Below are 2,064 nucleotides of genomic sequence, written 5' to 3' on the forward strand. Positions count from 1 at the left end.
CTTGTCATCCACCTCAACGCCAAGGTGGCCACCTATCTCAGCAACTCCCACCTTGCCATCCATCTCGGCACCCGACTCGGCAGCTTCTACCTCAGCACCCGCCTCGGCAACTTCTCCCTCGGCACCCGACTCAGCAGCTTCTCTCTTGTCATCCACCTCAACGCCAAGGTGGCCACCTATCTCAGCAACTCCCACCTTGCCATCCATCTCGGCACCCGACTCGGCAGCTTCTACCTCAGCACCCGCCTCGGCAACTTCTCCCTCGGCAACTTCTACCTTGGCACCCAGGTCATCACCCAGTTCTTTGATGTAGATGCTCTCATTGGAGGAGTTCTTGATCTCTAAGAAGGTATCTTTTCCTTGGCGTAGTTCAGCTAGATAGTGTCTAGCTGCATTAGCGCGTGTAATTACCAGATAGCTAAGACCATAGGACTCAATCAGTGCGATGTTGTCATAAGTTGCTATCCCTCTATCCATGATAACCGTTGGGAGATCTTCGCCAAAGAGTCCCTGTCTTAGCCTGGATCCACCGAAAATTTAGTCGATCGACTTTGATTTTGGCATAGAAAAGGTTTTCTGAACTGGTAGAATGATGTTTGAAGACAATTCAAATCTATCAGTTTAAGGAGCACCTTTTAGATGCGAGCATCTGCTAGTGCTTTAGAGTGTTTGATAGTCACCTTTGACGATTCGAACGCAGTTTCCAACAGTGGGTTAATACTCCCTATCACCCTTGCTGAGAGACTTGGCCTTAGGGATCTCTTTGATTTACACATTGACCTAGAGGATCGTCCTGGACGAGCAAATGTTGGCAGAAAAGCTATGGCTATCGTCGCATCTATTTTGGCCGGTGGTGATTGCATTGATGACACTGCAATCCTTGAAAGCCCAAATGCACAAGTTATCCTTGGTCAGATAATGCCAGCACCATCCACTCTTGGTGTCTTCTTGCGTAGTTTTGAGACCAGTGACATCGCAGATGTTGAACGAGTTGCAGCTTTGTTGCTAAAACGAGCCTGGCTAGCTGGAGCAGGTCCAGGTGATGAGCCGCTCACCATTGATGTTGATTCCACGATATGTCAGGTATATGGAAACAAAAAAGAAGGAGCTGGATTTGGTTATACCAAAGTAAGGGGGTATCACCCACACCTAGCAGCTGTTGGTAAAACAGGTGACATTCTTGGAATAGTGACTCGTGAAGGCAACGCCAATACCGCTCGTGGTGCCGGAGAGTTTGTAACTCAGGTAATCGACAATGCCAGAGCCGCTGGAGCAACTGGTGAAATAACCATGCGTTTTGACTCTGGGTTCTTCTCAAGAGCCGTAAGAGACACAGCCAGCCAAGGCAATGTTCGCATTTGCATTACAACACGGATGTCAAAACGATTGAAGCAGGTTATTGCAGCCATACCAGAAGAAACATGGACTTCAATTCCCTACTGGCTTGAAGGTGGAGCTGATGTAGCAGAAGTGAAATACCGTCAAATACAGTAAATTGCGCATTTGCAAGAGATAGACAAGACGTTCGTCTTATCGTAGGAAGAACAAAGCCTACTCCAGGGTCTCAGCTGGCACTATTTAGAGACTATGACTATCACGCATTTATTACCGATCGACAAGGCGAAACGCTTTTCCTTGAGGCTGATCACCGAGCACATGCCCAGATCGAACTAGTCATCAAGGATCTCAAAGGAGGTTCTAGATGGAATCATGTTCCATCTAGATACATGAACGCTAATGCCGTTTGGTTGGCTCTGGTCTGGTTAGCTCTGGTCTGGTTAGTTATTTGTGTAACTACATAACCTGGCACGGTGCAACTGCACAACCTGGCACGGTGCAATTGAACACAACCTGGCACGATTCACTGCACGAATACGTGCTATTACAGTAACTGTTACACCACACCAAAGCTTCGACGGTGTTACTTTCAGATCGCAGGACATATCACTCGTTCAGCTAGAAAAGTAATACTGCATCTTGAAGAACACTGGCACTATAAGGATAAGTTCTTAGAGGCTCTTGATCGGATCAGAAAGTTTGAGATCGCCATCACCTGAACATCTG

General features: G+C 47.4%; 1 protein-coding gene and 1 pseudogene. One reads left to right on the forward strand and one right to left on the reverse strand.

From position 1 onward, the window contains the following. A pseudogene (locus AXFE_RS18000) lies at window positions 1–477 on the reverse strand (hypothetical protein); the annotation flags it as partial. Window positions 478–639: 162 nt separating this feature from the next. Here AXFE_RS18000 and AXFE_RS18005 point away from each other — a divergent pair. Next, entirely contained in the window at window positions 640–1,494 is an 855-nt protein-coding gene (locus AXFE_RS18005; protein WP_052607264.1) for a transposase, read from the forward strand. Window positions 1,495–2,064: the final 570 nt, after the last annotated feature.

Source organism: Acidithrix ferrooxidans, from assembly GCF_000949295.1.
GTDB classification, from domain to species: Bacteria; Actinomycetota; Acidimicrobiia; order Acidimicrobiales; family Acidimicrobiaceae; genus Acidithrix; species Acidithrix ferrooxidans.